The following is a 24,781-nucleotide window of genomic DNA, read 5'->3' on the forward strand; positions in this document are numbered from 1 at the left end:
CCGCCGGGGCGAATTCCCGGCTGGGCTTTGCCACCAACCCAAATTAACGGCGAAGCCCAAACCCCATGCTGACCCTCTGGCGCCACCTCACCTGGCCCGCCTGGCGCGATCAGCCCGGCCGCGTCATCCTCGCCATCGTCGCGGTGATGCTCGGCGTCGCCCTCGCCTACGGCGTGCACCTGCTCAACGGCGCCGCGCTGACCGAATTCGCAAGAGCCGCCCGCGGCATCAACGGCCAGCCCGACGTCATCGTGCGCGCCGCCACCGGCTCACTGACCGACGCCGACTACGCCGAGCTGCTGAACCGCCCCGAGGTTGTCGCCGCCAACCCTGTCATCGAAGTGCAGGCGCTGTGGCCCGGCCAGCCCGGTCCCGAGTGGCGCGGCGTCTACATCCGCCTCATCGGCCTGGACCCGCTGGCCCTGCTGGCCGCGGCCAATGCCGACAGGCCGCTCGCCCCCGAGCTGACGCCGCAGGTGGACGGCGATGGCGACAACCGCCTGCCCGGCGACAACCTCGTGCACCTCAACGCCGCCGCCCGCGCCCGGCTGCCAGCGAACGCGACGATGCTCAAGCTGCGCGTGCTGCGCCCCGGCCACACCGAGCCCGACGACATCGAGCTCACCATCGGCGGGCGCATCGCTGCCGGCAGCGCGCCGCTGGGCGTGCTGGACATCGCCGACGCCCAGGTGCTGTTCGGCCGCCTCGGCTCGCTGGACCGCATCGACGTGCAGCTCGCGCCCGGCACCGACGCCACCGCCTGGGCCAAGACGCTGCCCGAGCGCTGGCGCGCCGCACCGCCCGAGGACGAAGGCGCGCGGCTGTCGGACCTGACGCGGGCCTACCGCGTCAACCTCGGCCTGCTGGCGCTGATGGCGCTGTTCACCGGCAGCTTCCTCGTCTACGCCGTGCTGTCGCTGGCGACGGCGCAACGGCTGCCGCAGTGGGCACTGGTCGGCGTGCTGGGCGTGTCGGCGCGCATGCGCTGGCGGCTCATCCTGATGGAAGGGCTGGTCATCGGCGTCGCCGGCACGCTGCTCGGGCTGGTGATGGGCCTGGGCCTGGCAGCCGGCGCGCTGAAGCTGATGGGGAGTGATTTGGGCCTGCACGGCGCCAGCGGCGCATCGACGGAGCTGCTGCTGAACCAGCCGCTGCTGTGGCCCACGCTGGCCTATGCCGCGTTGGGCCTGGCCGCGGCGCTGGTGGCCGCGGTGGCGCCGGCGCTCACCGTGCGTCGCATCGCGCCGGCCCTCGTGCTGAAGGGGCTGGGCTTGCCAGCCGGGCGCACGCTGCCGGCCTGGGTGGGTCTCGCGCTGCTGGCGCTGGGCGCGGCGCTGGCCGGGCTGCCGCCGGTGCTGCAGGACACGCCCGTCGGCGCCTACCTGGCCATGCTGTGCCTGCTGGCCGGCGGCCTCGCGCTGGTGCCGGCGCTGGTGCGTGGGCTGACGGCAATGCTGGCACGGCTGCCCGCCAGCGCGCTGCTCCTGCTGGCACGCGAGCGCAGCCGCGACCAGGCGACCGAGGCGCGGCGCTCGCTGGCCGGCGTGCTCGTCGCGCTGGCGCTGGCCGTGGCGATGACCGTCATGATCGGCAGCTTCCGCAACTCGCTGGAACGCTGGCTGGACCAGGCGCTGCCAGCCGACCTCTACGTGCGCAGTGCCTTGCGCAACGCCGGCGGCGCCGACATCACGCCCGCGCCGCTGCTGCCCACGCTGATCGAGCGCCTGGCCCACCTGCCCGAGGTGGCGCGCAGCGCACCGCAACTCACCACGCGGCTGCGCCTCGCGCCGGGCTCGGAAGCCGTCGCGCTGACGGCCCGCGAGCTGGGCACCGGCACGCTGCCCCTCGTCGAGCGCTGGGACGGCGCCGTGGTGACGGACGCGACGGCGGTCTGGGTCAACGAAGCCGGGCGGGACCGCGACGGCCTGCAGCCCGGCCACGTCTTCACCGCGCAACTGGTGAGTAGCGGCCGCGACGTGAAGCTGCAGGTGCGCGGCGTCTGGCGCGACTACTCGCGGCAGAACACCGCGCTGTGGATGGACCTGCCCGACTACCGGCGCCTCAGCGGCGACACGACGATCACCGAGCTGGCGCTGTGGCTCCAGCCCGGCGCGACGACCGACGCCGCACGCAAGGCCCTGCGCGCGCTGGCGGGCGACGACGTCGAGACCGCGGCGTCGGGCGAGCTGCGCACGCTGTCGCTGAAGATCTTCGACCGCAGCTTCGCCATCACCGTGTGGCTGCAGGCCGTGGCGCTGGCGGTGGGTCTGTTCGGCGTCATCGCCAGCCAGTCGGCCCAGGCGCTGGCGCGCAAGCGCGAGTTCGGGCTGCTGCGCCATCTGGGCCTGTCCCGGCGCGACCTCACTCGGCTGCTGCTCATCGAGGCCGGCCTCACCGGCGGCGCTGGCGCGCTGGCCGGGCTGGGGCTGGGGCTGGGGCTGAGCGTGGTGCTGGTCTACGTGGTCAACCCGCAGAGCTTTCACTGGAGCATGGAGCTGAGCCTGCCGGGCATGCGGCTGGCGGCGCTGGTGGGCCTGGCGTTCGCGGCGGCGGTGGGCGCGTCGCTGCTGGCGGGCCGCCGCGCGCTGGGTGGCGACGCCGTGCGCGCCGTCCGGGAGGATGCATGACGATGATGAAACGCCGCACGCTGCTGCTCGCCGCGCTGCCGCTCCCGGTGAGCGCAGCGATGAACTTCCCGCGCGACTTCGGCGCCCACCCGCAGCAGGCCATCGAGTGGTGGTACGTCACGGGCCTGCTGGGCGAGGCCGGCCAGCCGCCGCGCTTCGGCTACCAGCTCACCTTCTTCCGCGTGCCCGGCCCCGCACCGGCCGACCACGCCAGCCCGCTGGCCGCGAAGCAGTTGCTGCTGGGCCACGTGGCCCTGTCGGACCTCGCTGCGAAGCAGCAGCGCCACACGCAGCGCCTGCTGCGCACGCTGCCCGGCGCCGTCAGCGTGAACACGGCCGACTGCGACGTGCGCCTGCGCGACTGGACGCTGCGCCGCGAGGGCAGCGGCTACCGCGCCGCCTTCAGCGGCCCGGGGTTCACGCTGGACCTGACGCTCACGACGCCCGAGCCGCCGCTGCTGCAGGGCGAAGGCGGCATCTCCCGCAAGGGCTCCGACCCACAGCAGTTCAGCCACTACTACTCCCGCCCCCAGCTCGCCACGCAGGCGCAGCTGACGCTGGATGGCCGCACCCAGCGCCTCGCCGGCCGCGCCTGGCTGGACCACGAATGGAGCGACAACTACGTCGGCAACACCGCCGGCTGGGACTGGCTGGGCATCAACCTGCTGGACGGCCGCGCGCTCACGCTGTTCCAGCTGCGCCGCAAGGACGGCCAGCGCGACTGGGCCGGCGGCAGCCTGCGCGCGCCCGGCCAGGCGGATCGGAACTTCGCGCCGACCGAGGTCGAGATGACACCCGCGCGGCACTGGACCAGCCCGGCCACCGGCACCCGCTGGCCCGTCGAGTGGCGGCTGAAGAGCCCCGCCGGCGAGATGCGGCTTGTCGCGGCCTTCGACGCGCAGGAGGTCGACGCACGCCGCAGCAGCGGCCTCGTGTATTGGGAAGGTGCGTCCCGGCTGCTGGACGCCAGCGGCCGCGAGATCGGCTGGGGCTACCTGGAGCTGACCGGGTACGCCGGCCGCCCGCCGCTGGTCTGACCCGCGGCTGATGGCACACCACCTCGCTCGCCAGCCCACCCGCCCCACCTTCGGCTGGGACCACCTCGGCGGCCCGCGCGAAGCCGGCCTGCCCGCCGTCGACGACCTGCCGCACCAGCGGCTGCTGACCAGCGGCCGCGCCGCGCTGTTCGCTGCCTGCAAGGCGCTGGGCGTGCAACCTGGCGACACCGTGCTGGCCCCCAGCTACCACTGCCCCACGCTGGTGGCACCGCTGCGCGCGGCGGGTGCCGCCGTGCAGTTCTACCCGCTGGGGCCGGACGGCCTGCCCGCGCTGGACGCGATCACGCCCGCGCCGGGCACCCGCGCGCTCGTCGTGGCCCAGCTGTTCGGCCTGCCGCAGTCACTGGCCGGCGTGCGGGCCTGGTGCGACGCGCACGGCATCGCGCTGGTGGAGGACTGCGCGCACAGCTTCTTCGGCCAGGCCGGCGAGCGGCCCGTGGGGCACTGGGGCGACCTGGCAACGGCCAGCGTGTCCAAGTTCTTCCCGGTCCCGGAAGGCGGCCTGCTGGCGTCGGCCCGCCCCCTGCCGCCGCAGCCACTGCAGCCGGCCGGCGCCAGGCAGCAGATCAAGGCCTGGGTGGACCTGCTGGAGCGCGGCAGCGAACAAGGCCGCCTGACCGGCCTGAACACGGCACTGGGCGCCTTGTTCCGCCTGAAGAATGGGCCGCCGCGTGCGGCGTCGGCCGCCGGCCCGACCCGCCCGCCCACCGAGGCCGAGATGATGGCCGAGTGCGACCTGGCCCGCAGCGAGCAGGCGCCGCCCGCGCTGACCCGCCACCTCTTCGGCCTGCCGCGCGGCCGCATCGTGGCCCGCCGCCGCGCCCACTACGAAATGCTCCACCGCCTGACGCAAGGCCTCCCCGGCGCCCGCCCGCTGTTCGGCGTGCTGCCCGCGCAGGCCGCGCCCTACGTGATGCCGCTGTGGGTGGACGACGCCGAGCCGGTCTACGCCGCACTGCGCGCCGCCGGCTGCGCCGTGTTCCGCTGGGACCGCGTCTGGCCCGGCGTGCCGGACTTCGCCGACGACCACGGCGCGCGCTGGCGCACGCACGTGCTGCAGCTGCTTTGCCACCAGGACCTGACCGACGCTGCCCTCGCGCAAACGGTGGCCGTGCTGCGCCGCGCGCTGTCGGCCGGCTGAGCCAGGTCAAGCCGGCGGCGCGCCGGCTCGGCGAGACTGGACCCATGACCCTGTTGCTGACCGACCTCGACGCCGCCGTACAGACCCTGCTCGACCGCGTGGACGGCCCCGTCCGCCTGGCGCTGCCGCTGGGCCTCGGCAAGCCCAACGCGCTGGTCAACGCGCTGTACCGCCGCATGGCGGCCGACCCGTCCCGGCCGCTGCGCATCCTCACGGCGCTGTCGCTGGAAAAGCCGGAGGGCGCGAGCGACCTGGAGCGGCATTTCCTCGGCCCGTTCGTCGAGCGCGTGTTCGGCGACTACCCCGACCTGGCCTACGTGAAGGCTGCCCGCGCGCGGGCGCTGCCGGCCCACATCGAGGTGCGCGAGTTCTTCCTGAAGACGGCCGACTACCTCGGCAACGACGCCGCGCAGCAGGGCTTCATCTGCAGCAACTACAGCCTGGCCGTGCGCGACATGCTGACCCAGGGCGCCAACGTGCTGGCGCAGGCCGTGGCCGTGCGCACCGGGGCCGACGGCCGGCGGCGCTACTCGCTCTCGGGCAACCCGGACCTGACGGCCGACTTCGTCGACCGCTGCCACGCGCTGTCGCAGCCGCTGCTGGTGGTGGCCGTGCTGAACGAGCAGCTGCCCTTCATGCCCGGCCCGGCCGAGGTGGACGAGGACTTCTTCGACCTCATCGTCGACGTGCCCGAGGGCCACCATGCGCTGTTCGCGCCGCCCAACCCGGCCGTCTCCAAGGCCGACTACGCCATCGGCCTGCACGCCGCCAGCCTGGTGCCCGACGGCGGCACGCTGCAGATCGGCATCGGCTCGCTGGGCGACGCCATCGCGCAGGCCCTGCTGCTGCGCGAGCGCCAGAACGACACGTTCCGCACGCTCATCGACACGCTGGGCCGCGCCGCACCCTGGGGCCCGCGTGAAACAGGCCGCTTCGCGCAAGGCCTGTACGGCTGCTCCGAGATGTTCGCCAACGGGCTGCTGCAGCTCGTCGACGCCGGCCTCATCCGCCGCAGCGCCTACCCCGACCTGGCGCTGCAGCGGCTGGCCAACGCGGGCCGGCTGACAGCCGCGCCCAGCCTGGCCGCCGTGCAGGCGCTGGCCGACACCGGCGCGCTCGCCACGCAGCTCACGCCACCCGAGCTGGCGCGCTGGCAGCGCCTGGGCCTGCTGCACGACAAGCTGTGGCTGGACGGCGACCGCCTGCGCTGCGGCGACGTCAGCTGCGCCAACGACGTGAGCCTGCTCCAGCCCGGCATGCTGGGACCGCGCTGGCTGGGCAGCGCCGTGCTGCACGGCGGCTTCTTCCTCGGCCCGCGCGCCTTCTACCAGCGGCTGCGCGACATGCGCGACGACGAGCGGGACGCCCTCGCGATGACGCGCATCGCCTTCGTCAACGAGCTGTACGACAGCCCCGGCGCGCCCGAGGCGCTCAAGCGCGCCCAGCGCCGCGACGCCCGCTTCATCAACACGACGATGAAGATGACGCTGCTCGGCGCGGCGTCGTCCGACGCGAACGCCGACGGAGGTGTCGTCTCCGGCGTGGGTGGCCAGTACAACTTCGTCGCCCAGGCGCATGCGCTGGCCGGCGCGCGCTCGGTGCTGGCGCTGCGGGCCACGCACGACAACGCGGCCGGCCTGCAGTCCAACATCGTCTGGAGCCACGCCAACTGCACCATCCCGCGCCACCTGCGCGACCTCGTCGTCACCGAGTACGGCGTGGCTGACCTGCGCGGCGCGAGCGATGCCGAATGCGTGCAGCGGCTGCTGTGCATCGCCGACTCGCGCTTCCAGCACGAGCTGATGCGCGAGGCGCAGGCCCACGGCAAGCTCGCGCCCGGCTGGCAGCTGCCCGAGGCCGCCCGCCACAACACGCCCGAGGCGCTGAAAGGCCTGCTGCGCCCGGCACGCGAGGCCGGCCTGCTGCCCGACTTCCCGTTCGGCACCGACCTGGACGACGACGAACTCCAGATCGTCAGCGCGCTGAAGAAGCTCAAGCACGCCAGCCGTCACCCCGTGGAGCTGGTGACGATGGCGCTGGCCAGCCTGGGCCCGCAGCGCGCCGTGCCGCAGGCCTGGCTGCAGCGCCTGGGGCTGGACGAAGCCCACGGCTTCAAGGACCTGATGCTGCGCCGGCTGTTCGCCGCCAATCTATGAGCCTGGAAACGGCAGTTGACCGCTTGCCACACATCGAAAGCCCTGAAGGATCAAGACCTGGGGCGTGTTGTGGCGTTCACCACTTCGCTGAAGACCGCTGCGCGCCCAACTGCCGTTTCTAGGCTGAGCAACACGCTCGCGCAACAGGCAGTCCCTACACTGACACGATGCCCGAAACCACCCAACGCCCGGCCTCAAAGCAGGCCCGCTCGCTCTCCGGACTTGCGCCCTTCCTGCGCCCCTACCGCGGCCGCATCGCACTGGCGCTGCTGACGCTGGTGCTGGCGGCGCTGGCCACGCTGGCCTTTCCGCTCGCGCTGCGCGGCCTCATCGACGCCGGCTTCGGCGCCAGCAACCCCGGCGAGCGGTTGATGGCGCTGCGCGAGCACTTCCTCGCGATGTTCGCCGTGGGCGCCGCGCTGGGGTTGTTCTCGGCGTCGCGCTTCTACATGGTCACGTGGCTGGGCGAGCGCGTGACGGCAGACCTGCGCAACGCCGTCTACAGCCATGTGCTGCGCCAGAGCCCCGAGTTCTTCGAGACCACGCAGACCGGCGAGGTGCTCTCCCGCATCACGACGGACACCACCGTCGTGCAGACCGTCGTCGGCTCCAGCCTGTCGATGGGCCTGCGCAACACGGTGATGGGCATCGGCGCGCTGGTGATGCTGGTGGCCACCAACCCCTACGTGATGGGCCAGGTGCTGGGCATCCTGGTGCTGGTCGTGGCACCCGCGCTGTACTTCGGCCGCCGCGTGCGCAAGCTCTCGCGCGCCAGCCAGGACCGCGTGGCCGACACCTCGGCCATCGCCGCCGAGGTGCTGAACGCCGTCACCGTCGTGCAGAGCTACGTGCAGGAAGCCGCCGAGGCCGCGCGCTTCTCCGCCGCCAGCGAGGCCGCGTTCGACACCGCCCGCAAGCGCACCAAGGTGCGCAGCTTCCTCGTCGCCTTCCTCATCACCGCCGTGTTCGGTGCCATGCTGTGGGGGCTGTACCAGGGCACGCAGGCTGTCATCGCCGGCAAGATCAGTGCCGGCCACCTGGGGCAGACGGTGGTCTACGTGACGCTGCTGGTCAGCTCCGTGGCCGTGCTGGCCGAGGTGTGGGGCGACGTGCTGCGTGCGGCCGGCGCGACCGAGCGCCTGGTGGAACTGATGGACGCCAAGTCGCCCGTGGCCGACCCGGCCTCGCCGCAGCCACTGCCCGCAACGACCGGCGGCTCACGCGTCGAGTTCAGCGACGTGCTGTTCCACTACCCCTCGCGCCCGCAGACCGCCGCGCTGGACGGCGTGCAGCTGACCGTCGAGCCCGGCGAGACCGTCGCCCTCGTCGGCCCCAGCGGCGCCGGCAAGACGACGCTGTTCCAGCTGCTGCTGCGCTTCTACGACCCGCAGTCCGGCCAGATCCGCCTGAACGGCGTGCCCACGCAAAGCCTGAGCCTGGCTGACCTGCGCGCCAACATCGGCCTCGTGCCGCAGGACAGCGTCATCTTCTCCACCACCGCGATGGAGAACATCCGCTACGGCCGCCCCAACGCGACGGACGACGAGGTCATCGCCGCCGCCAAGGCCGCCTTCGCCGACGACTTCATCCGCGCGCTGCCCGAGGGCTACCAGAGCTTCCTGGGTGAGCGCGGCGTGCGCCTGTCCGGCGGCCAGCGCCAGCGCATCAGCATCGCCCGCGCCATGCTGAAGAACCCGCCGCTGCTGCTGCTGGACGAAGCGACGAGCGCGCTGGACGCCGAGAGCGAACGCGTCGTGCAGGCCGCGCTGGAAGCCGCCATGCAGCACCGCACGACGCTGGTCATCGCGCACCGGCTGGCAACCATCCAGAAGGCCGACCGCATCGTCGTGCTGGAGGCCGGTCGCATCGTCGACATCGGCCGGCACGACGAACTGGTGGCGCGCGGCGGGCTGTACGCCAAGCTGGCGGCGATGCAGTTTGGGCTGCAATCCGAATCCGACGCCGTGAACTGAGCGGGAGAAGTCGATGTCTCTTGGATGGGTGATCGCCGGAACGTTCGGCGAACTGATGTTGACGTACTTCCTGTTCATGATTGCCGCGTTCGCCGGTGGCGGCATGGCCAACGGCAACTCGCTGAGCGAGCGCCAGATCCTCCTGCTCGACCTGTCGATGCTCGCCCTGCCCGCCTCCGCCGTCATCAGCGCGGTCGTGGTGATCTACCTGTACAACACCGACGCCGGACCGGCGGCCTACTGGTGGTACGCGCTGCCAGCGGCGGCGGTCGCGCTGTACGCCTTGCTCGTTTCAAGCATGACGCGCTGACAGCGACTGCATCGTCACGGCGACGGAGCGCGCCAAACCCGAAGGCTGAGCAAACCCTCCTTCGTGGTTGCCCTTGCTTCCCGTATCCCGCATCCCTCCTATAGTCGGCAAAACATAACCGTCTTGCCTGGGGAGGCAACGTGGGCAACGTGGGCAACGTGGGCAACGTGGGCAACGTGGCACCAGAGGCATCCGGCGATTCCTTGACGCGGCAGGCTTCCGTACGGGAAGGCTTGAGCATGTCGATCTGGGAATTGAAGGCCGCTTCACCTGACCAATTTGCACCGCTGGTGCCCACCGATGCACAGGTGAACTCGGGCATCTTTGAATTCGACGGAACACCCCGGGTCTGGCGGCGGCGCCCCACGGTCGCGGTATTTCAGGAGCGCAGCAAGAAGCACCACCTGCCACGGGGTGATGCCAGCCTGCTGCTTTCCGGCGCACTGGTGCTGAACCAGAAGGCTGCGGACGCGCTGGGGCCCTTCCTGGCGCAGTTCGGGCAACTGCTCGAAGCCAGGGTCGACGGCGCCATCGAGTACTTCTACAACGTGACCCGGCTGATCGACTGCATCGACCCGGAACGCTCGGAACGGCGTGCGTCAGGCGCCATCGCCAAGCCGGCCTTTCGACCCCATGCCGTGCCGCACGGCCCGACCGTCTTCAAGGACCTTGGACGGCGCGAACCCGCATCTATGCCAACGATGAAGCACGGCAACTGTTCGCGGTCAGCATCGCGGAGGCCAAGCTTGGTGGCTTTCAGTTGGTCCAGGTTGGAACGGCTTGCGTTGATCGAGAAGCGATCAGCATGCGATGCCGACAGCGAGCGCTCGTGCGGGCAGCCTTGAAGACCGGCTGGATTCTGGATATCGGCCGGCATGACGAGTTGCTAGCGCGCGACGGGGCGTATGCGAAGTTGGCGGCGATGCAGTTTTGGTTGGAGATGGAAACCATGAAATCCTAAGCGCCACCGTTAGCCGCACAAGAAACCAACATCAACGCAATCCAACAATCCAACAATCAATCAAGCCTACCAATTTTCTGAGAAGCAAATGCACATTAAATCCTTCGAAGTAAACGGACTGATGGGAAGGGATGCACCGCTAATCCTCACCTTCAATCGCGACATAAATATAGTCACAGGCCGAAATGGCTCTGGCAAAACAAGCATTCTGAAGCTGCTTTGGTACATCATGAGCGGCAATATTTTCCAAGCCCTAAAGGAAGTCAACTTTAAAAAAGCGACCCTTGAAACTTCGGAATACATCATCACGGTCTATAGGTTATCGCCCTATACCTGTCGAATTGACTGGAAAGATGCATCAGGCGAGGAGACATTTGAGGATATCCATGACGAGGATGGCGATACATTGGTCAACGCTGAAGACCAAGCAAACAAAAAACTTTCGAGCCTTGGTTCGTCCGTTTTTCTTCCAACCTTTCGAAGGATTGAAGGCGGCTTCACTCTTGGCGACAGAAACAGCAACTCGCTCGCCAGAGCCAAAAATGATGTCGAAGATGCGTTGATATCTCTATCAAAAAAGCTCACAAACGACAGTCATGTGTTTGTCGCAGCACTCAGCACAGTAGATATCGTAAACCTTCTCGTCCGGCAGTACACCGACCTCTCCGAAGAATACAACAAACTTCAGGAAAATATCTCCCAGGGCGTCATTAAGAAAATTAAAGAATACAAAAAGGAAGGCAGCGATCCTGACAAGTTGGACAGCGCCAACCAATTGCTCGATGACATTCGCACACAAATTGAAAGCATGGAGGTATCCCGAGAATCCATCATGCGCCCGCTGGAGGCGGTTCGAACACTTGCGATGCGTTTACTCCGACACTCGGGAATCAAACTTGGTCGAAGCCTGAATTTCGGCGAGGCTGCGGGGGCAGTAAATTCAGACGCCCTGTCGGCCGGCGAAAAGCAGATGCTTAGTTTCATCGCCTACAACGCCTTTTACAAGGATGCAGTCTTTTTTATAGATGAGCCCGAACTTAGCCTTCATGTAGATTGGCAGCGGCAGCTCTTTTCCATATTAACAAACCAGCAAACCTCAAATCAGTTCGTAATTGCAACCCACTCACCGTTTATTTACAGCAAGTATCCAGACAAAGAATTGCAAATAGATCCACTGCGCGGCGACGAAGATCACGCACCGACATTGCCAAGCAATAGTGACGAAGGACACAGCAGGTCCGCATCACCGGAAAGAGGTTAAGCGTGGGCAAGGGAGAAAAGATTCCAACAGTCGACGAACTGATTGCCACACTAAAGAAGTCTTCATTGCCCACGCTAGTTTGCGAAGGCAGCGACGATCTTATCGTCTATCGTCGGATAGAAGACAAACTTAGCCATCTCGGATTATCACTTTTGCCAGTCGGTGGAAGAGATAACGCGATCAAAATTTTCGAAAGACGAAGAGAAATAGCAGCAGTGCCACTAGCATTCATTGTTGATCGCGACACGTGGATAAACACAGGAGTGCCGGCCCAGTACACAGATCCCTCCATAATACTCACCGATGGGTATTCTATCGAGAACGATGCGTTTCGAGACGGGAACTTTCTAGCACTACTCATCGGCCCTGAGTCGGCGACATTTCATTCAGAAATAAGCGATTTCATTGAATGGTATGCCTTGGCACTTAGCCGTCATCTAATTGATCAGTCCCAACCGATTTCACTACACCCTGAACAGGTCTTGAACGCTTCGCAACGCCCAGCACTGCTTGCTCTCAAAAACGGGGAAGCATATCCAACCACGTTTCGCACAACGATAACCAACGACTATAAGAAGCTGCTAAGGGGAAAGTCTCTTCTCAACTTGCTTTCCCGCAACTTAAATACAAGAAAAAATCTCCCCAACCACTCAACCCAGTCTCTACTCGAATTTGCCGCGGCCAATCCAGGCCCGCTACTCACCGCCACAACGAATGCGGTTAAGGCACGATTCGAATTCGGGGTCAAGTCTCAAATTTAAAACCTTAATCTTTTATGCAAGCTGGCAGTTCGGCGAGGTCATAATTTCAGCTCTTAGACTTCGGGCGTCGGGATCAGGCCTCAGATACAAACCATCCCACGCGGAAGGCGTGAGCTGAATTATTTGGCTGCCCACATCCCCACAGGAGAGGCTTGCACTTTGAGACCAGCCCTCGATTTCAATGCACAAATACGACGACATCGTTCATCGCATTCACGATCTGTTTGCCGCGATTGACGCAGCGAAGCTGCGGGACGCCGTAGCCAAAGGCGGTATCGGAGAAATCCTGCTGGCGCATCGACTGCGGCATCGGCTTGCCGCATCGGACAAGGGATGCGATGGCATAGACCCCCACACAGGCAAACGGTACGAATACAAGGTGAGCATCTCCGATCAATACAACTTTCATTTCGGCGCGCGAAAGAACTACGTGAAGAACCTCGCCACCGTGGGCAAACACTTTGCGGGGATAGACGGCGTATTTATTGCGCAGCGAAAAGAAGGGAAAATCCTGAGAATTGCGTTCATCAAGACGGCCGATTTGGTGCCAGAACTGAATCAGCACTTCTCCAGCCACACGGGGCCCCAATTGAACAAGAATTTGAGCTTTGCAACGTTTACAAAACTCAAGGGCGCCCGCGTACTTCCGAATCGCATACAAAGCACAATGCGACACCGCGGTTTGGTGTGAACGAGGCGCCCGCGGTGGCAGCCCAATGCAAGTGGCGCCGGTACGGCTGAAGAGTTCCAGACTATCGGGCGCGAAATCGCGCAGCGTTTGCGCACGGGATTCGGAGTCAGGTCTCACCTCTGCAGCCTTTCCCTTGTTCGCCCGGAAGAATTACCACGGGTCTAGACCGGCACGGCGGGGTGTATGTGGAACGCTTCCCCGCCTGAGCCTCGCCAGCCGCCCGGCTCAGTCCGCGTTCTTCGCCAGCCGGGCGACGAGCTTCATCAGCGTGGGCACGCGCTTGCGGCCGTGCATGGCGCGCACCCGCACCTTGGCTGCACCGATGTCCACGCCCGCGCAGGTGACGGTCAGCGGCCTGGCCTCCTCTTCCCGCATCACCTCGAACTGCGCCGGCAGGCCCGGTCGGCCGGTCTTCGACACGCCGATGACCGGCGTGCGGCTGCCCAGCGCGTGAAACAGGTGCTGGCCCAGGCCCGGCGTCGCCTCCGCATCGAGATGGACGAAGCCATCGATGAGGATGAGTTCGGGCGCCAGCTTGTGCTCGCGCAGCAGCTGCATCACGCAGGTCAGCTCGCGGAGATCGGGTTCTCCACGTGCGGGCTTCTCGACCTGGGCGATGTGCGAGACGTAGGTCTTCGCCGCTTCCGGCGCGTCCCAGGCGTCGAACGCGACGGCAGCGGCTTGCGCTTGCGCGCCGTCGAAGTGAACGGTGATGGCGAGTTTCATGAGGTGTTTTGAGGGTCAATCTTTCGCACAGTCTCGGTCATCAGGGCGAGGCCAATCCGACAGCGGCAGGCTGGCTGCGCGCGCTGGCGACGGGCGCGACGTCGCGGCTGACGGTCAAAAAACGTCTTTGATGGTTGTGGGGCGCGCGGCGCTCACGATGTTTTCAATATATCCACCAGACACAACGGGAGCAAAAATGACCAGATGGTATAAAAAAGAAGATATCGTCGCGCCACGGGACAAGGCCCATATGGCCGGCGTCACGATTACCGTCTGGAAGGAGAAAATGGTTTGGAACGAGGGTAGCAAAAACATTCCCCACCAAATCGTTCAGGCCGTCACCACGTCGGTCGAATGGCTCGATCACGCGATCAATCAACTCACGGTACCGAACTATCTGGACGCGAAGAGCTCGCTCGCCAAGATCTACTTCCACGTTTACCGCGACGTGATCAAGGCTCCACCGGTGAATCCTCAGCTTTCGGAGAAGGCGCGCGCCGACCAGCAAAAAGAGCTGGAATTTTCCGTCAGGATGAGGATGAATGATCTGCGCATGATCCTGACAAATATAAAGATCGGATTGAGCAAAGACCAGATCATCAAGGTCAACGATGCCCACACCATCAAGGACGGTGAGAAAAAGCATTACCTCGGTCTCGTCAAGGCGGCACCGGGCGGCAAAGAGTACGGAAAAATAACCATCGGATTCCGCGCCTTTCGAGAAGGCCACAATCTGCCGCGCATCGTCATCCACGAAGCCGCGCATAAATTCACCCTGGCGACCGATGGCAAGAACACCGGGGGTTATTGGAAGCAGGATTTCAGCGACTATCTCGACCCGGAGGCCATGAATCACGTCGCGTGCCTGAACAACGCGGACAGCCACGCGCTGTTCGTCTGGGCCATGAACATCGGCCAAGGCGGCGCTCCCGAGATCTCCTCCCAATTTGCCGAGGGCATGGAGAACCGTTGGCGCAAGCACCTGGGCGGCGCCTGAGCAGGCCGGCCGTCGTCGCTCGCTGCCGCTGAACCACCGCTGACCCGCCACGCATGGCGGGTCAAGCACTCAGCGGTGCCGACGCCCCGCTCGCCGTGCGCGGCCCCCGTAGGGGCCAACGTGCAATCCATCACACCATCAGCTGAATGACCCTTCATTTCTGAATGGTCATTCACTTTTTGCTTGCCAGCCTTTCGGCAAAAACTAGAATGAATGCTCATTCAGTACATGCAACCGGCTGAGCGCACCGCGACGACCTGAGGGCGACGCGGGGCCCCTCGGCCCAAAACAAGCCGAGGAACGTCCCATGCCCACCCTCTTCCAACGCCGCGCCATGCAAGAGCGCGCAGAACGCCGCTCCCTCGGCATGCCCGCCTTCGCCACGCTGACCGTGCTGGTCGCCGTGGCTGCGGCCGTGTTCCTGACCGCCTGCAGCCCGGCCGGTGCCCAGGGCGGCCACGGCCAGCCGGGTGGCCCGGCGCCGGTGTCCGTGCTGACGCTGCAACCCCAACGCGTGGAACTCAGCACCGAACTGGCCGGCCGCACCGTGGCCTACCAGACGGCGGAGGTGCGCCCGCAGGTGAACGGCATCGTCAAGATGCGCGCCTTCACCGAGGGCAGCGACGTGAAGGCCGGCCAGGTGCTCTACCAGATCGACGCCGCCAGCTACCAGGCCGCGCTGGACAGCGCCAAGGCCACGCTGGCCAAGGCCGAAGCCACCGCCGCAACGGCCAAGCTGAAGGCCGGCCGCTACGACGAACTGGCCGGCATCGACGCCGTCAGCAAGCAGCTGCGCGACGACGCCCGCGCCGCGCTGCAGCAGGCCCAGGCCGATGTGGCAGCCGCCACAGCCGCCGTCCGCACCGCGCAGATCGACCTGGACCGCACCCGCGTCAGCGCGCCCATCGCCGGCCGCATCGGCCGCTCGGCGGTCACGCCCGGCGCGCTCGTCACGGCCAACCAGGCTGGCGCGATGGCCACGCTGCAGCAGCTCGACCCGATCTACGTCGACGTCACGCAGACCAGCGCCGAGCTGCTGCGCCTGCAGCGCCAACTGGCCGACGGCACGCTGCAGCGCGACGCGGCCGGCCAGGCGCGCGTGAAGCTGCTGCTGGAAGACGGCACGACCTACGCGCTGGACGGCAAGCTGCAGTTCTCCGAGCTGCAGGTGGACCCGACCAGCGGCAGCGTGACGCTGCGTGCGCAGTTCCCCAACCCCAAGCGCCAGTTGCTGCCGGGCATGTATGTGCGTGCCCAGGTGCAGAGCGGCGTGCAGGCCGCCAGCATCCTGGTGCCGCAGGCCGCCGTGTCGCGTGACGCCAAGGGCAACGCGACCGCCATGGTGGTGGGCAAGGACGGCAAGGCCGAGGCCCGGCAACTGCAGACCGGCGCGGTCGTCAACGGCCAGTGGCTGGTGACGGCGGGCCTCGTCGCAGGCGATCAGCTCATCGTCGATGGCCTGCAGCGCCTGCGCCCCGGTGCGTCGGTGCAGGCCGTTCCCGCCACGGCGCAGATCGCCGCGTCCGCCGCGCAGGCCCGCTGATCGGAGAGCGTCACCATGTCCCGCTTCTTCATCGACCGCCCCATCTTCGCGTGGGTGCTGGCCATCGTCATCATGCTGGCCGGCGCGCTGTCCATCCGCACGCTGCCGGTCTCGCAATACCCCAGCATCGCGCCGCCACAGGTGTCGATCAACGCGTCCTACCCCGGCGCCTCCGCCAAGACGCTGGAAGACACCGTCACCCAGGTCATCGAGCAGAAGCTCAAGGGCATCGACGGCCTGACCTACATGTCCTCCACGTCGGACTCGCAGGGCAACGCCACCATCACGCTGACGTTTGAATCCGGCACCAACCCCGACACGGCGCAGGTGCAGGTGCAGAACAAGCTATCTGCCGCCACGTCGCTGCTGCCGCAGGAAGTGCAACGCCAGGGCGTGCAGGTGGTCAAGTCCACGATCAACTTCCTGATGGTGGTGGGCTTCGTGTCGGAGGACGGCAAGCTTTCTGGCACCGACCTGTCGGACTACGTGTCCACCAACGTGCTGGACCCGCTGAGCCGCGTGGAAGGCGTGGGCGAGGTGACACTGTTCGGCGCGCAGTACGCGATGCGGATCTGGCTGAACCCCAACCAGCTGAACCAGCACGGCCTGACGCCGGCCGACGTGTCCGCCGCCATCCAGGCGCAGAACGCGCAGGTCTCCGCCGGCCAGCTGGGCGCCGCCCCGGCCAACGTGGGCCAGCAGCTCAATGCCACCGTGACGGCTCAGAGCCGGCTGCAGACGCCGGAGCAGTTCCGCGGCATCGTGCTGAAGACCGGCACCGACGGCGCGACCGTGCACCTGGGCGATGTGGCCCGCGTGGAACTGGGCGCCGAAAGCTACGCCACCATGTCGCGCTACAACGGCAAGCCCGCCGCGGGCATGGCCGTCAAGCTCGCCACCGGCGCCAACGCGCTGGCCACGGCCAAGGCGGTGGAAGCCGAGCTGAAGCGCATGGAGCCCTTCATGCCCGCCGGCGTGAAGGCCGTCATCCCCTATGACAGCACGCCGTTCGTCGAGGTCTCCATCCACGAGGTCGTCAAGACGCTGATCGAAGCCGTCGTGCTGGTCTTCCTCGTGATGTACCTGTTCCTGCAGAACTTCCGCGCCACGCTGATCCCGACTATCGCCGTGCCGGTCGTGCTGCTGGGCACCTTCGGCGTCATGGCCGTGGCCGGCTTCTCCATCAACACGCTGACGATGTTCGGCCTGGTGCTGGCCATCGGCCTGCTGGTGGACGATGCCATCGTCGTCGTCGAGAACGTCGAGCGCGTGATGACCGAGGAGGGCCTGTCGCCCAAGGAGGCCACGCGCAAGTCCATGGGCCAGATCACCGGCGCGCTGGTGGGCATCGCGCTGGTGCTGTCGGCCGTGTTCGTGCCGATGGCCTTCTTCGGCGGCTCCACGGGCGTCATCTACCGCCAGTTCTCCATCACCATCGTGTCGGCCATGGTGCTGTCGGTGCTCGTCGCCATGGTGCTGACGCCAGCGCTGTGCGCCACGTTGCTGAAGCCCGCTGGATCTGGACATGGGGGCGCGGCCACGCGCGGTTTCTTCGGCGCGTTCAACCGCCGCTTCGATGCGACCACCAACGGCTATGAAGGCGTCGTCGCCCGCATGCTGCGCCGCTGGGGCCGCCACCTGGTCGTGTACGGCCTGCTGGTGGTCGGCATGGCGGTGCTGTTCCTGCGCCTGCCCACGTCCTTCCTGCCTGAGGAAGACCAGGGCATCCTGTTCTCGCAGATCCAGCTGCCGGCCGGCGCCACGCAGGGCCGCACGCTGGACGTCGTCAAGCGTGTCGAGAATCACTTCCTGACGAACGAGAAGGACAACGTCGAGTCCGTGTTCGCCGTCACCGGCTTCAGCTTCGCCGGCCGCGGCGAGAACATGGCCATCGGCTTCGTCAAGCTCAAGGACTGGAGCGAGCGCAAGAGCGCCGCGCAGAAGGTGCAGGCCATCGCCGGCCGCGCGATGGGCGCTTTCATGCAGTACCGCGACGCCTCGGTGTTCGCCTTCGCGCCGCCGGCCGTGCTGGAGCTGGGCAACGCCAGCGGCTTCGACGTCTACCTGCAGGACCAGGGCAGCGTGGGCCGCGAGGCGCTGGTGGCCGCGCGCAACCAGTTCCTCGGCATGGCGTCCAAGGACCCGACGCTGGTGGCCGTGCGCCCCAACGGCCTGGAGGACGCGCCGCAGCTGCGCCTGGACGTGGACACGGCCAAGGCAGGCGCTTTAGGCCTGTCGGTCGCCGACATCAACAGCCTGCTGTCCACTGCCTGGGGCGGCAGTTACGTCAACGACTTCATCGACCGCGGCCGCGTGAAGAAGGTCTACCTGCAGGCCGACGCCGCCTACCGCATGCAGCCGGACGACCTGAACAGCTGGCGCGTGCGCAACGCGTCGGGCCAGATGGTGCCGTTCTCGGCGTTCGGCACGGCGAGCTGGGAGCTGGGTTCTCCCCGCCTGGAGCGCTACAACGGCCTGCCCGCGCTGGAAGTGCTGGGCCAGCCGGCGCCGGGCAAGAGCTCGGGCGCGGCGATGAAGTCGGTGGAGGCCATCGTGGCCCAGCTGCCGCCCGGCGTGGGCGTGAGCTGGACGGGCCTGAGCTACCAGGAGCGCCTGACCGGCGACCAGGCGCCCATGCTGTACGCGCTGTCGCTGCTGGTCGTGTTCCTGTGCCTGGCCGCGCTGTACGAGAGCTGGAGCATCCCGGTCTCGGTGATGCTGGTGGTGCCGCTGGGCGTCATCGGCGCGCTGCTGGCCGCCACGGCACGCGGGCTGTCCAACGACGTGTATTTCCAGGTCGGCCTGCTGACGACCATCGGCCTGTCGGCCAAGAACGCGATCCTGATCGTGGAGTTCGCCAAGGCGCAGATGGAGGCCGGCAAGGACACCGTCTCCGCCACGCTGGAAGCCGTGCGCATGCGGCTGCGGCCCATCCTGATGACGTCGTTGGCCTTTGCCCTCGGCGTGCTGCCGCTGGCCATCGCCTCCGGCGCCGGCTCGGGCAGCCAGAACGCCATCGGCACCGGCGTGCTGGGCGGCATGTTGAGCGCCACCGTGCTGGGCCTGTTCTTCGTGCCCGTCTTCTTCATTGCAGTCCAACGTTGGTTCCCAAAGAAGACTGTTCCGGCGCCCGCCCCCGTGGCCGCGCCCCAAGCCCTGGAGGGCCTGTGACATGACCAAGTTCCTCATCCCCACGCTGCTGGCCGCGAGCCTCGCGCTCGCCGGTTGCGCCAGCCTCGCACCGACCTACGAGCGCCCGGCCGCACCGGTCGCCGCCCAATGGCCCGTCCCGCAGGCCACGACGGCCGACGCCAAGGCCGCGGACATCGGCTGGCGCGAGTTCTTCACCGACCCGAAGCTGCAAGGCCTGATCGAGCAGGCACTGGCGAACAACCGTGACCTGCGCGTCGCCGTGCTGAACGTGCAGCGCGCCCAGGCGCAATATGGCGTGCAGCGAGCGGACCAGTTGCCCTCGGTGAACGCCGCCGTCGGCCAGACGGCACAGCGCGTCAGCGGCATCACCACGCGCCAGTACACGGCCACGCTGGGCGTCAGCGCCTACGAGCTGGACCTGTTCGGGAGGGTGAGGAGCCTGACCGACGCCGCGCTGCAGAGCTACCTCGCCACCGAGGACGCCCGCCGCAGCACGCAGATCAGCCTCGTCGCCGAGGTGGCGAGCGCCTACCTGACGCTGGCCGCGGACCAGGAGAAGCTGCGCCTGGCCGAGCAGACGCTGCTGTCGCGTCAGGACGGCCTGCGCCTGACGCAGCGGCTGCAGGCGGCCGGCGTGTCGTCCATGCTGGACCTGCGCCAGGCCGAGATCTCGGCCGAGACCGCGCAGACCGACCTCGCCAGCCTGACCAGCCAGGTCGCCCAGGACCGCAACGCGCTGGAGCTGCTGGTGGGCCAGCCCATCCAGCCCGCGCAGTGGCCGGAGGCCGGCACTGACGCGGCCGTCACGCAGACCGCCGAGCTGTCGGCCGGCCTGCCGTCCGACGTGCTGCTGGCCCGGCCCGACGTGCAGCAGGCCGAGCGCACGCTGCAATCCGCCAACGCCAACATCGGCGCGGCGCGCGCGGCCTTCTTCCCGAAGATCAGCCTGACGGCCAGCGCCGGCAGCGCGAGTGGCGCGCTGAGTGACCTGTTCCACGCTGGCACCGGCATGTGGAGCTTCGTGCCGCAGGTGTCGCTGCCCATCTTCGACGCCGGCCGCAACCAGGCCAACCTCACCATCGCCAAGGTCGACCGCGACATCGCCGTGGCCCAGTACGAGAAGGCCATCCAGTCCGCCTTCCGCGACGTGGCCGACGCGCTGGCGCAGCGCGCCACCATCGGCGATCAGGTCGCATCGCAGCAGCGCCTCGTCACTCAGTCGCAGGACGCGTTGCGCTTGGCCGAGGCCCGCTTCGCCAAGGGCGTGGACGACCGCCTCGCCACGCTGGACGCGCAGCGCTCGCTGTACAGCGCCGAACAGGGCCTGATCGCGGCGCGCCTGGCTCAGCAGGTCAACCGCGTGACGCTGTACAAGGCGCTGGGCGGCGGCGCCGGCTCGGGCGGGCAGGCGCCACAATCCGCGTCCTGATCGACTGACACGAGCCCATGTCCATCGCCGCCCCGACCGACCGCGCCCTCGCCCGCCGCCAGCAGGTGCTGGACGCTGCTGCGGAGTGCTTCCGCCGCCGCGGCTTCCACGCGGCCAGCATGGCCGAGATCGCCAAGACGGCGGGCATGAGCCCCGGCCACATCTATAACCTGTTCGAGAACAAGGACGACATCATCGCGGCCATCGTCGAGCGGGATTGCGAGGAAGTCCTGGCCCGCATCGCCGAGTTCCAGCAGGAAGGCGACCTGATGGAGAAACTGCTGGCGGGCACCGAGCAGGCGATCGACGAGCACAGCGAGGTGGCCAAGGCGGCGCTGGAACTGGAGGTGCTGGCCGAGGCCAGCCGCAACGCCAGGCTCGCCGTGGTGGTGCGGCAAAGCCAGACGCTGGTGAACGCCAAGGCCCAGGACCTGATCCGCCAGAGCCTGGGTGCGCACGCCGACACGCTGCCGGCCGAGGAAATCCAGGGCCGCGCGCTGATGCTCGGGGCTCTCTTCAGTGGGCTGACGGCGCTGAGCGTGCGCGACCCGTCGGTGTCCCAGCAGGTGACGACGCTGGCGCCCGTCATGCGGCGGGTGTTGCAAGTCCTGCTCGCCCCGTAGCGGAGACAATGCGGGGCATGAGCACCCCGCCCCGTCCTCCGCAGCAATACGAAGATTTCATGCGCCATGTGTTCGAGCATGGTGTGCAGAAGAGCGACCGCACCGGCACCGGCACGCGCAGCGTGTTCGGCCACCAGATGCGCTTCGACTTAGGCCAAGGCTTCCCGCTGGTGACGACGAAGAAGGTGCACCTGAAGTCCATCGTGCTGGAACTGCTGTGGTTCCTGCGCGGCGACAGCAACGTCAAGTGGCTGCAGGAACGCGGCGTGACGATCTGGAACGAGTGGGCGCGCGAGGACGGCGACCTCGGCCCGGTCTACGGCGTGCAGTGGCGCAGCTGGCCGACGCCCGACGGCGGCCATATCGACCAGATCGCCGACGTCGTCAAGACGCTCAAGACCAACCCGGACAGCCGCCGCATCATCGTCAGCGCGTGGAACGTGGCCGAGCTGTCCAAGATGGCCCTGATGCCTTGCCACGTCTATCTTCGTTCGCGGCGGTACACATCTCCCTCTTCTCCCGCGGGCGGCCGCGCGATTTCGATATGTACCGGTACACAACCGACCCTTCACTGACCCGCCGCAGCAGTCGCCTGTGGATAACTTTGTTGTCCGGCGCGCGATGAGCCTATACAAGTCGTGGTGACATCCGTCGCCGGCCCAACCTAGACACACATCCCATGCAGCAATACCTCGACCTTCTTCAGCGCGTCATGGAAGAAGGAACCGACCGGCCGGACCGGACCGGAACTGGAACCCGCGCCGTCTTCGGCCACCAGATGCGGTTCAACCTGGCTAAGGGCTTTCCGGTCCTAACAACGAAGAAGCTGCATCTTCGGTCAATCATTGTTGAGCTACTTTGGTTTCTCCGTGGAGATACCAACATCAAATGGCTCAAAGAACACAACGTTTCCATTTGGGACGAGTGGGCCGATGAGAATGGAGACCTTGGCCCCGTGTACGGCAAACAATGGCGCCATTGGACGGCGCCGGATGGCCGCAATATCGACCAAATCGCTGAACTTATTCAGCAAATCAAGCGCGACCCCAACTCGCGCCGCCAGCTTGTTACTGCCTGGAACCCCGGCGAGCTCAAGCAGATGAAACTCGCTCCGTGCCACTGCTTATTCCAGACGGCGGTCATCGGAAACAAGCTTCACCTCCAGCTCTATCAACGCTCCTGCGATGTTTTTCTGGGCGTCCCATTCAATATTGCGAGCTATGCACTACTTCAGCTCATGCTTGCACAGCAATGCGACCTAGAGCCCGGCGACTTCGTTTGGACGGGTGGAGACGTCCATATTTACAGCAATCATTTCGAACAAGTCAAACTGCAGATGACGCGCGATCCGCGTCCCCTTCCGAAAATGAACATTCTTCGGAAACCTGACTCAATTGACGGGTATGTCCTCGAGGACTTCCAGCTGACAGACTACGACCCGCACCCCCACATCAAGGGCGAAGTGGCCGTCTGAAAATCCAGGAACGAGGCCTGCTTTGACCGTATCGAGAGGCATTCTTCGACGGTATACGGACTTGGCATCGCTGCTTGACTTGCTGCATCGGCGAGAAATTACTCTCCTTCCGCCGAGCACATGGGATGACAGAAACGACCGACTCCTGATGGAGACGTATCGCAAAGCAAAGGGTCTTGAAACCCTGCTCGCGTTGTGCCTGAGCGAACGCGCCGAGACCTATCATCACTGGAAGGTCTTCACCGACCGCAATAACGGCGTGTGCATCCTCTTTCATCGCACTAAGTTGCGCGATGCAATGAAGAAAAGCAAGGTCAACCTCCGAAGAATGAGCTACCTCACGTTCAGCGAATTGGACGCTGAAACGATCCCAACCGCTCGACTTCCATATCTAAAGCGTTTTGCGTTCAAAGACGAAGGCGAAGTTCGTGCAGTCTACGAAAACGCTAAAAAGGAAGCTGAGCTTAAAAAGGTTCCCATTGACCTTGGCGTGATCGAAGGCATCAGCCTGAATCCATGGATGGCGAAGCCAGTGGCAGACTCGATCATTGCAATCATCGAGCAGATGACGCCAAATCTCCCCTTCGAGATAACGCGGTCGAATCTGATTGAATCCAGGGTCTGGCGAAAGTTCGCCGAGAAATACCCAGAGCAAAGTTGACCTCGTCGGCAACCGCTAACGCTTGAGCGACCTCCTGGCCGCGTCCAAAAGCTTGACGCGCTCGCCCTTCGACAGCTTTCCCATCACCATCAGCAGCTCCGCAATGGTGTTGTCGGTCTCATAGAAGAACGACACAGGTACGCCAAGCACCTTGGCAACCCGCTCCATCAGTTCGTGAGTCGGCGCGCGCGTGCCCACCTCGTAACGGTTCATCCGGGCACTTGCAGAGTCGGCCTCAAGCCCCGCCTCGAGGCCAAGCGCCTCCTGAGACAGCCCAGAGTTAACTCTGGCCTGCTTAAGCCTCTTCCCGATGACCGACATGCACGCTCCGCGAAACGGCGGATCGTGTCCAAAACGCACAGTTCACACACTACCGTTTTGGTAGTATTTGGATTGTTCGTATACACCGCCTGCTTCGAGAGGCTGAGCCGCGGTCACGCCACGACAGCGCGCTCTGGGCGTCCCAGCGCCTGCCCCTGCGCAGAGAACTCAACACCGGTCGTCAGATGCTCTTCGTCGCTCGCTCACCTTCGTTTCTGGAAGTCACTAGGCTTGATTCGAAAGTTCTAACAGCACTGAATGACGCGGGCAGAGCAACGCATCGGCCTTGGCTGGTCCTCACCTACCTGCTTCCGGGCGAGGCCCCAAACGCAGCCATGGAGACCGCTTGCGCGCAGGACATTGAGACGTTGCTGGACCACATGAAGCAACGGCCAAAGGCTCAGCCGGCGAGCCTGCTCTACATGAGGCCTCCCACCCTGAACGACCAATGGTCTCGCCTGTACGTCCACTTCGTCGTCAAAGGGAAGTGCAATGGCGTGCCCGTGTACCTCTACGAACTGGGCGGTCCGAGAGGGATGTGTCTACTCGACGGCGAGAACATCGACCCCGATGACGTCTTGCAGCGCAAGGTCGTCTTGCAAGTCAACTGGTCGCGCCACTTCAATTGGTGATGGGTGATGCGCGCCTTGTTTCTCTCCATGGACACGGTGCTGGGGCCCCTAAGCCGCGATTCCGCCTACGTCGAGGCTGTGCAGTGGGTCGGCCAACTCGGCGCCGACCTAGCTGCTCAGAATGACGTGCAGGTAGTGTTCAACCGCGACTCAGGCGTGTTGGCGCCGATCTAAATTTGACCCACCCTGCCGATTGAACTTTGACCCAGGGCTTGGGGCCGGCATCGGCTGACGCCGGCTGTGGACAACTGTAGCGCTGAGCTCGGTCAGCCCGCCTCGTCGC

The 24,781-nt window shown here is 66.2% G+C and carries 21 protein-coding genes and 1 pseudogene; 19 read left to right on the plus strand and 3 right to left on the minus strand.

Going from position 1 to position 24,781, the window contains the following annotated elements; all coding sequences use genetic code 11:
• The first annotated feature begins 65 nt into the window (after positions 1 to 65).
• The 9 genes from ACG04R_RS23105 to ACG04R_RS23145 all read left to right on the plus strand — a co-directional run bounded on the left by ACG04R_RS23105 (position 66) and on the right by ACG04R_RS23145 (position 12,248).
• On the plus strand, positions 66 to 2,627 hold the full coding sequence (locus ACG04R_RS23105; protein WP_394415980.1) for an ABC transporter permease: 2,562 nt from the start codon (positions 66 to 68) through the stop codon (positions 2,625 to 2,627).
• Positions 2,624 to 3,664, plus strand: coding sequence for a lipocalin-like domain-containing protein (locus ACG04R_RS23110; RefSeq protein ID WP_394415981.1), 1,041 nt, complete (start codon positions 2,624 to 2,626; stop codon positions 3,662 to 3,664). Before ACG04R_RS23105 ends, ACG04R_RS23110 begins: the two co-directional genes overlap by 4 nt.
• Positions 3,665 to 3,674: 10 nt before the next feature.
• Entirely contained in the window at positions 3,675 to 4,826 is a 1,152-nt protein-coding gene (locus tag ACG04R_RS23115; protein ID WP_394415982.1) for a DegT/DnrJ/EryC1/StrS family aminotransferase, read from the plus strand.
• A gap of 44 nt (positions 4,827 to 4,870) precedes the next feature.
• Positions 4,871 to 6,982 (plus strand): acetyl-CoA hydrolase/transferase C-terminal domain-containing protein, encoded by a 2,112-nt coding sequence (locus tag ACG04R_RS23120; RefSeq protein ID WP_394415983.1) that lies wholly within the window; start codon positions 4,871 to 4,873, stop codon positions 6,980 to 6,982.
• 167 nt (positions 6,983 to 7,149) lie between these two features.
• Positions 7,150 to 8,955: an ABC transporter transmembrane domain-containing protein gene (locus ACG04R_RS23125; protein WP_394415984.1), complete on the plus strand. Its 1,806-nt coding sequence runs from the start codon at positions 7,150 to 7,152 to the stop codon at positions 8,953 to 8,955.
• 13 nt (positions 8,956 to 8,968) lie between these two features.
• Complete coding sequence (locus tag ACG04R_RS23130) at positions 8,969 to 9,265, plus strand: hypothetical protein (protein ID WP_394415985.1); 297 nt, start codon at positions 8,969 to 8,971, stop codon at positions 9,263 to 9,265.
• Between the two features lie 239 nt (positions 9,266 to 9,504).
• Complete coding sequence (locus tag ACG04R_RS23135; RefSeq protein WP_394415986.1) at positions 9,505 to 10,110, plus strand: hypothetical protein; 606 nt, start codon at positions 9,505 to 9,507, stop codon at positions 10,108 to 10,110.
• 204 nt (positions 10,111 to 10,314) lie between these two features.
• Entirely contained in the window at positions 10,315 to 11,487 is a 1,173-nt protein-coding gene (locus ACG04R_RS23140; protein WP_394415987.1) for an AAA family ATPase, read from the plus strand.
• A 2-nt stretch (positions 11,488 to 11,489) separates the two neighbouring features.
• Entirely contained in the window at positions 11,490 to 12,248 is a 759-nt protein-coding gene (locus ACG04R_RS23145) for a hypothetical protein (RefSeq protein WP_394415988.1), read from the plus strand.
• A gap of 178 nt (positions 12,249 to 12,426) precedes the next feature.
• Here ACG04R_RS23145 and ACG04R_RS23150 read toward each other — a convergent pair whose 3' ends face one another.
• Positions 12,427 to 12,813, minus strand: coding sequence for a hypothetical protein (locus ACG04R_RS23150; RefSeq protein WP_394415989.1), 387 nt, complete (start codon positions 12,811 to 12,813; stop codon positions 12,427 to 12,429).
• A 351-nt stretch (positions 12,814 to 13,164) separates the two neighbouring features.
• Entirely contained in the window at positions 13,165 to 13,665 is a 501-nt protein-coding gene (locus tag ACG04R_RS23155) for an endonuclease V (protein ID WP_394415990.1), read from the minus strand.
• 196 nt (positions 13,666 to 13,861) lie between these two features.
• Here ACG04R_RS23155 and ACG04R_RS23160 point away from each other — a divergent pair, with 196 nt between their 5' ends.
• From ACG04R_RS23160 to ACG04R_RS23195, 8 genes and pseudogenes are all read left to right on the plus strand, one after another.
• Positions 13,862 to 14,662, plus strand: a complete 801-nt coding sequence (locus ACG04R_RS23160; RefSeq protein WP_394415991.1) for a hypothetical protein — start codon at positions 13,862 to 13,864, stop codon at positions 14,660 to 14,662.
• Positions 14,663 to 15,029: 367 nt separating this feature from the next.
• Positions 15,030 to 16,205: an efflux RND transporter periplasmic adaptor subunit gene (locus ACG04R_RS23165; protein ID WP_394416003.1), complete on the plus strand. Its 1,176-nt coding sequence runs from the start codon at positions 15,030 to 15,032 to the stop codon at positions 16,203 to 16,205.
• Between the two features lie 15 nt (positions 16,206 to 16,220).
• Positions 16,221 to 19,376 carry an efflux RND transporter permease subunit gene (locus ACG04R_RS23170; protein WP_394415992.1) on the plus strand — a complete coding sequence of 1,052 codons (3,156 nt, stop codon included), beginning with the start codon at positions 16,221 to 16,223 and terminating at the stop codon, positions 19,374 to 19,376.
• A gap of 1 nt (position 19,377) precedes the next feature.
• Positions 19,378 to 20,787, plus strand: coding sequence for an efflux transporter outer membrane subunit (locus ACG04R_RS23175; RefSeq protein WP_394415993.1), 1,410 nt, complete (start codon positions 19,378 to 19,380; stop codon positions 20,785 to 20,787).
• Positions 20,788 to 20,804: 17 nt separating this feature from the next.
• Positions 20,805 to 21,410 (plus strand): TetR/AcrR family transcriptional regulator, encoded by a 606-nt coding sequence (locus ACG04R_RS23180; RefSeq protein WP_394415994.1) that lies wholly within the window; start codon positions 20,805 to 20,807, stop codon positions 21,408 to 21,410.
• 17 nt (positions 21,411 to 21,427) lie between these two features.
• Positions 21,428 to 21,937 (plus strand): annotated as a pseudogene (gene thyA, locus ACG04R_RS23185) (thymidylate synthase); the annotation flags it as partial.
• Between the two features lie 152 nt (positions 21,938 to 22,089).
• The gene (locus tag ACG04R_RS23190; protein ID WP_394415995.1) at positions 22,090 to 22,884 is read left to right on the plus strand and encodes a thymidylate synthase; all 795 of its coding nucleotides are present in this window, start codon (positions 22,090 to 22,092) and stop codon (positions 22,882 to 22,884) included.
• 148 nt (positions 22,885 to 23,032) lie between these two features.
• Positions 23,033 to 23,545 (plus strand): hypothetical protein, encoded by a 513-nt coding sequence (locus ACG04R_RS23195; protein WP_394415996.1) that lies wholly within the window; start codon positions 23,033 to 23,035, stop codon positions 23,543 to 23,545.
• A gap of 15 nt (positions 23,546 to 23,560) precedes the next feature.
• Here the strand turns inward: ACG04R_RS23195 and ACG04R_RS23200 are convergent, their stop codons facing one another.
• Positions 23,561 to 23,866, minus strand: coding sequence for a helix-turn-helix domain-containing protein (locus ACG04R_RS23200; protein ID WP_394415997.1), 306 nt, complete (start codon positions 23,864 to 23,866; stop codon positions 23,561 to 23,563).
• 185 nt (positions 23,867 to 24,051) lie between these two features.
• Between ACG04R_RS23200 and ACG04R_RS23205 the strand changes: the two genes are divergently transcribed.
• Positions 24,052 to 24,498: a hypothetical protein gene (locus tag ACG04R_RS23205; protein ID WP_394415998.1), complete on the plus strand. Its 447-nt coding sequence runs from the start codon at positions 24,052 to 24,054 to the stop codon at positions 24,496 to 24,498.
• 27 nt (positions 24,499 to 24,525) lie between these two features.
• Entirely contained in the window at positions 24,526 to 24,672 is a 147-nt protein-coding gene (locus ACG04R_RS23210) for a hypothetical protein (protein WP_394415999.1), read from the plus strand.
• Positions 24,673 to 24,781 lie beyond the last annotated feature (109 nt).

The organism is Pelomonas candidula (assembly GCF_043555985.1).
In the GTDB taxonomy this organism is placed as follows: domain Bacteria; phylum Pseudomonadota; class Gammaproteobacteria; order Burkholderiales; family Burkholderiaceae_C; genus Pelomonas; species Pelomonas candidula.